Genomic DNA, 6,325 nt, shown 5'->3' on the forward strand with positions numbered 1-6,325 from the left:
CACCAAGATATACAATATTACCAGATAATTCTCTGCCTTGAGCTAATCCTGCTATTGTTTGATTTACAACGGCATAAAAAATACTGGCAGCCACATCGTTTTTCTTGGCACCTTGATTTAAGAGTGGTTGAACATCTGATTTGGCAAATACGCCGCATCTAGATGCAACGGTATATAATTTATCATAAGATTTAGCTAAATCATTCATTTCACTAGGGGTAATATTAAGTAAGGTTGCCATTTGGTCAATAAATGCCCCTGTACCACCAGCGCAGGAACCATTCATACGGACTTCCAGACCATCAGTTAGAAATAGTATTTTTGCATCTTCCCCTCCTAACTCAATAACTACATCAGCTTCTGGTATCAGTTTTCCTACTGCAACTCTAGTTGCATAAACTTCTTGTATAAAGGGAATTTTACATCTATCAGCAAGACCCATACCAGCAGAACCAGAAATAGCAAGATTAACATATTCATCATATGAGTATTTTTCCATAAATTTTTCTAACAGTTCTTTAGTCTTTTTAATAATCTGAGAATAATGACGCTCATAGGAACTAAAAACTATATTGTCATCTTCATCTAGTACAATACATTTCAATGTCGTAGAACCCACATCAATACCAATTCTCAATTCGTATCGTCCTTTCATTTTGTATAATTAACTTTACTATACTATATCACAGTTTTATAATAATTCAATATATAGAAAGGGCGCTTTCAATTCATTTTTTATGTGAGAGTAATTTCCTATTAAGAAGGTTTGTGAGGACTATCCTATTAAAAATTTATGTTATAATATTTTAAATGAAAGAGGTGTGAATATGATAAAAATACTTTTAGTAGAAGATGATAGAACTTTGGCTATGGGAATAGAATATACTTTAAAAAATGAAGGATATGCAGTAGACGTGGCAGATAGCTTTGCTAAAGGAAAAGAATTAGTTAATAAGGAAGATTATGACTTAATAATACTGGATATTGAATTACCAGATGGAAATGGTTTTGAACTATGTAAATATATAAGGAAAGATAAAACAATACCAATTATATTTTTAACGGCTCAGGATGAAGAAGTAAATATTGTAATGGGTCTAGATATTGGTGGAGATGATTATATAACTAAGCCATTTAGAATAAAGGAGCTAATTTCTAGAATCAAGGCAGTGCTTAGGAGGGCATCTAATACTTTACAGAGAGAGATTCTAGTATCGAAAGATATAAAGGTTAATCTAACAGAACACAATGTATATATTAGGGATGAATTAGTGCAGCTTACACCATCAGAATATAAGTTATTAAATATTTTAATGAATAATTCACATCAAGTATTATCTAGAATAATGATATTGGAAAAACTTTGGGATGTAGATGGGGAATTTGTAGATGATAATTCACTATCCGTATATATAAGACGCCTCCGAGAGAAAATAGAGGGAGATTCATCTAATCCTATATATATTAAGACTGTGAGAGGTGTAGGATATATATGGGACGTAGATGTAAGGGGGTAGTATATGTTTCGAAATGAAGAGTTTAAATCTATGATATTAAAGCTTGTATTATTGCAGATAATATTTGCTGTAGTAGGATTTTTTGTTGTAAGTATATTTATGGACAATATAAATCAAAAGATAATAAAACGTGATATGGCTTTAGTTGGTAATATAATAAAAAATCATCCAGAATTAAAAGAAGAAATTGTATCGTGTATAACAAAAGAAATTTCCAAAGAAGATAAAAAAATTGGGGATAAAATATTGAAATCCTATGGATATCATGAGAAATTGAATAAATCTTTCCAACCAATATTAAAAAGAATTAGTCCCAATTTGCAAATATTTATATTTTTATTAATATTTTTCTTTACAATCCCCTTAGGATATATGATAAAAGGTGAGTATAAGAAGATATATAAAAAGGTACAAGATATATATACTGCATCGGAAAAAGTAGTAGAGGGGGATTTTGGAGTTTATTTAACTGAGGAAGGAGAAGGAGATTTTAATATACTAAATCACCAATTTAATCAAATGGCAAATAGATTAGAAAATAGTTTAAGTATGTTAAATAGAGAAAAAGTATTCTTGAAAAACATGATATCAGATATTTCTCATCAGCTTAAAACGCCATTGTCTTCTCTAATAGTAATAAATGATATTTTACTTGAAGATGAAAATATGGATTTGAGTATAAGACAAAATTTCTTAGAGACAGAAAGAAGTCAGTTAGAAAGAATGGAATGGCTTACAATTAATTTGTTAAAGGTAGCTAGAATAGAAGCAGGGGCTATCGAGTTTAAGAAGGAAAAGGTTCTGCTAAGAGATATACTCAATATAGCCTTATCAGCATTAAATCATAGGTTAGAAAATAAAACTTTAGAAATAGAGGGAGATGAAAATGCAATTTTCTATGGGGATAAAGAATGGACTGGAGAGGCTTTGATAAATATAATCAAAAATGCTATAGAACATGGCAGAGGAACAATTAATATTCGTTTAGAGGAGACACCATTATTTAGCAGTATTATTGTGAAAGATAATGGTGAAGGCATAGATGAGAAGCATTTGCCACATATTTTTGAGAGATTTTATAAAGTAAGCAGTGAAGTTAAGTTAGAAAGTATAGGTATAGGTTTGAATTTAGCAAAACTCATAGTAGAGTCTCAAGATGGAACTATTTCTGTAAAGAGTAAGAAAAATGAAGGAACAGAATTTACAATTACCTTTCTAAAGGGGATAATCTAATGTTATAGAAATAGAAAAGTTCTATTTTATCTCCTTTAAATTATTTATAAAAGCTTTTCTTACTAAATTGTAATCCTTTTATTCACCAAGATGTAAGATTGACATTATATTATATAGTTAGAAAAATGTATAGGAGGAAGTAAATATGGATGTAGTGAAGGTTGTTGATTTATGTAAATTCTACGGCACAGGAAATACTAAAGTAGAAGCTTTAAAAAACATTAATCTAACTATAAGGCAAGGAGAGTTTGTAGCAGTAGTAGGAGCTAGTGGTTCTGGGAAATCTACATTATTACATTTACTAGGAGGAGTAGATAAGCCGACAAGTGGAAAGGTTTATATAGATGGAGTAGATATATATGGTCTTTCAGAAAAGGAATTAGCCATATTTAGAAGAAGAAAGGTAGGATTTATTTTTCAATTTTATAACTTAGTCCCAGTTCTAACAGCAGAAGAAAATATGTTATTACCATTACTTTTAGACGAAAAGAAGGTAAATAAGGAACATTTTGAAGAGCTAATAAATATTCTTGGATTGCATGATAGGATAAATCACTTGCCAAATGAGCTTTCTGGAGGACAACAGCAAAGAGTATCCATAGGGAGAGCCTTAGCCTATAGTCCGTCTATAGTTTTAGCAGATGAGCCTACAGGAAACTTAGATAGTAAAAATAGTAAGGAAATAATAGATTTGCTTAAAATATCTATAAGAAAATACAATCAAACATTAATACTCATTACACATGATTTAAATATTGCATCTCAGGCTGATAGGATAATAACTATAGGAGATGGAAATATCATAAAAGATGAGGTGATTAATAGTGAAATCCTATAAGGAAATTACTTATAGATATTTGAAAGGTCAGAGAAATAGGACTCTCCTTACTATATTAGGAATAATTTTATCTGTAGCACTTATTTCAGCGATAGGTACTATAATAGTATCTGCTAGGGGAGCATTGATTACAGAGGCAATAAGAGAAAATGGTTCTCATCATGCCAAGTTTGTTGAGATAGATAAAAATCAAATAAATGAAATAATTAACCATGTAGGAGTCTCAGAAGTTGGAGTCAGCAAAGTTGAAGGTGCGACTGCAGTGAAGGAAACTACTGAGGAAGAACAAGAGGATTATGGATTGAATATTCCTTATAGATATATAGAAATAGAGGGATATGAGAAAAAAACTATAGAGATGTTACCTTTTAATTTGAAGGAAGGAAGATTTCCAGAGAATTCAGATGAACTAGCTATAGAGTATTGGATGGCTAGTTACTTTGATAAAGAGGTAAAACTAGGGGATAAGATAAAGTTAACTATGGGTAATAGGATAATAGGGAATGATGAAGAAACTCAAGATGGACAAATAGTTAGGAAAGAAATATTTGAGAAAACAGGAGAAAAGGAATATACAGTTGTAGGATTTATAAAACCTCAATATATTTGGAAGGGAAATCTAGTTACTAAAGGAATCACTGGATTAGATAATAAAGCAGAAGAAGGAAGGTACAATGCTTATATAAAAATTCCCAATATAAAAGATGCATACAAGAAAATAACATCAATTGCAAGGGATATTGGAAAGATGGAAAAGGACTTTGAGTATAACTATAGGGTGCTGAGGTTATATGCTGAGAGTATGAGTCAAACCTTTGATAAATCAATGGTGGTTCTTTTGGTTTTTGTTGTAGGATTGATTATAGTATCTACAATAGCGGTTATATATAATGCTTTTAATATTTCAGTATTAGAAAGAATAGCTCAGTTTGGGTTACTTAGATCAGTTGGAGCCACTCCAAATCAAATTAGAGGAATAGTAGTTAAAGAAGCTTTGATACTTAGTATAGTAGGAATTCCTATTGGATTGTTTTCAGGAGTATTTGCTATGAGAGTAGTTTTATATATAATTAGCTTGCTAAAATCAGATATTCCACTTTTTAAGGATATGAGAATAACCATATCAGGAACTGTATTTTTAATTAGTACTATAACTGGATTAGTAACAGTATTTTTATCTGCCATAGGGCCAGCAAGGAGAGCGGGAAGAGTATCGGCATTGGAAGCTGTTAGAAATACAGGAAGTTTTAAAAAAGAGAGATTTAAAAGGGCAAAGAACTCTGTTTTTATCAGAAAAATCTTAGGAATAGAAGGAGAAATTGCATATAAAAATCTAAGAAGAAATCGAAAGAGATTTATAATTACTGTATTTTCTATGGTTATAAGTATATCCTTATTTATTACATTTTCTAGTTTTTCAAATTTCATGTTTAAGATGGGAATTGTAGAAAGTAAAGATATGGGGGATTTTACTATCTATGGAAATATGGATGATAAGGAGGAGGAAATATATACACAATTAAAAAGTACAAAGGATATAGAAAGAATATACAAAGTAAAGCGAGCTTATGGAGAGGTATTGATTGAAGAAAATAAAATCAGCAAAAAAATGTTGGAAATGACTCCTTATTTACTTGATAAAAAGAAGGATGATCTAGCTAGGATAAATAATGTCCAAGTGACTACTATTGGGGATGAAAACTTTGAAAAGCTAAAGGGATTGTTAAAAGAGGGGATTGTAGATATAAAGGCATTAAATGAAGAAAATGGAGTATTGGTAATAAACAATACTTATGCATATAATCAAAAGACTGGCAGAAATTTTTTGATAGAGGGATATGGATTAAAGGCAGGAGATAAAATACAATATGCATCTTATTATAGGGATAGACAGGAAGATGAAACAGTTTATAAAGAATTGACAGTAGCAGGGGTGTTGGATAAAGGAATATTAGGTATGGAATATAATTTAAATGGTAGTATAAATATAATAACTACAGAAGCAATATTTGATAAATTACTTACCATAGATGAGATGTCTGATACTAAAGAGTTAGAATCTGATTTAAGAATGTTCATTGAGATGAAAAATGATGGAAATATTGAAAGTGTAAGAGCGTATTTAGATGAACTGGAAGAAATAACACCAGGACTTAATTATATAGACTATGCAGAATCCGCTAAGGAAAACAGAGTAGCAAGTATAATAGTAAGCATATTTTTATATGGTTTTGTTGTCATAATCACTTTAATCAGTTCTATAAATATAATAAATACCATAAGCACCAATATTATCCTAAGAACTAAGGAAATAGCAATGATTAAGGCAGTAGGCATGACACAATCTGGAATTAAGAGAATGGTAGCACTTGAAAGTCTTTTTTATGGAATATATGCAGCAATATTTGGTGGAATTATAGGTACAGGGCTGTCATATATATTATTTAACATATTGATGAATATTAGAGAATTTCAGTGGATTATACCATGGAAGAATATAATAACTGCTTGTATGGGGGCTGCAATTATAGCTTTATTGTCAGGTGCATATCCCCTTAAGAGAATTAATGATAAAATCATAGTGGAAAGTATGAGAACAGAAAATTAAATTCAAAAGCTATAGCATGATATTATCTTGTTATAGCTTTAAATATATATTATTCTATATTTAGGTGTTTTATAGAAATCTATTATCATAAGCAATATTGAATTATTAGATTATATGGTTTATAATTTA

General features: G+C 30.2%; 5 protein-coding genes. 4 read left to right on the forward strand and 1 reads right to left on the reverse strand.

Going from position 1 to position 6,325, the window contains the following annotated elements; all coding sequences use genetic code 11:
• Positions 1 to 655 (reverse strand): BadF/BadG/BcrA/BcrD ATPase family protein (locus tag RT714_RS13345; RefSeq protein ID WP_313758282.1); only part of this gene is annotated, 655 nt, incomplete at its 3' end.
• A 172-nt stretch (positions 656 to 827) separates the two neighbouring features.
• On the opposite strand from RT714_RS13345, the gene RT714_RS13350 reads away from it, so the two are divergent.
• The 4 genes from RT714_RS13350 to RT714_RS13365 all read left to right on the forward strand — a co-directional run bounded on the left by RT714_RS13350 (position 828) and on the right by RT714_RS13365 (position 6,196).
• Complete coding sequence (locus RT714_RS13350; protein WP_313758283.1) at positions 828 to 1,517, forward strand: response regulator transcription factor; 690 nt, start codon at positions 828 to 830, stop codon at positions 1,515 to 1,517.
• Between the two features lie 3 nt (positions 1,518 to 1,520).
• Positions 1,521 to 2,750 (forward strand): HAMP domain-containing sensor histidine kinase, encoded by a 1,230-nt coding sequence (locus RT714_RS13355; protein WP_313758284.1) that lies wholly within the window; start codon positions 1,521 to 1,523, stop codon positions 2,748 to 2,750.
• A 145-nt stretch (positions 2,751 to 2,895) separates the two neighbouring features.
• Positions 2,896 to 3,588 (forward strand): ABC transporter ATP-binding protein, encoded by a 693-nt coding sequence (locus RT714_RS13360; protein WP_313758286.1) that lies wholly within the window; start codon positions 2,896 to 2,898, stop codon positions 3,586 to 3,588.
• Positions 3,575 to 6,196, forward strand: a complete 2,622-nt coding sequence (locus tag RT714_RS13365; RefSeq protein WP_313758288.1) for an ABC transporter permease — start codon at positions 3,575 to 3,577, stop codon at positions 6,194 to 6,196. The genes RT714_RS13360 and RT714_RS13365 overlap by 14 nt, the downstream gene beginning before the upstream one ends.
• The last annotated feature ends 129 nt before the right edge of the window (positions 6,197 to 6,325 follow it).

Source organism: Tissierella sp. (assembly GCF_032104385.1).
Taxonomy (GTDB): domain Bacteria; phylum Bacillota; class Clostridia; order Tissierellales; family Tissierellaceae; genus Tissierella.